This window comes from Paraburkholderia sp. BR13444 (assembly GCF_040948755.1).
Taxonomy (GTDB): domain Bacteria; phylum Pseudomonadota; class Gammaproteobacteria; order Burkholderiales; family Burkholderiaceae; genus Paraburkholderia; species Paraburkholderia youngii.
Map to the genome: position 1 here is coordinate 1 of NZ_JBFPKM010000061.1, position 286 is coordinate 286.

General features: G+C 65.4%; 1 pseudogene. It reads left to right on the top strand.

The features are described 5' to 3' along the window. Nucleotides 1–286, top strand: a pseudogene (locus AB3X95_RS38990) (hypothetical protein); the annotation flags it as partial.

Genomic DNA, 286 nt, shown 5'->3' on the forward strand with positions numbered 1-286 from the left:
ACGCTGGCGACGCGGTGAACAAGGAGCAGCTCGACGAGGTCGGCAAGACGGCCAGCGCAGGCTGGAACGTGAGCGCGCAGGGCCAGAATGCGACGAACGTGGCGCCGGGCGGCACGGTCGACCTGAAGAACACCGATGGCAACCTCGCGGTGAGCAAGAGCACGGCCGGCAACGACGTGAACTTCGATCTGGCACGCGACCTGAAGGTCGACAGCGTGACGATGGGTGACACGGTGGTGAACAACGACGGCCTGACCATCAAGAACGGCCCGAGCATCACCACGGG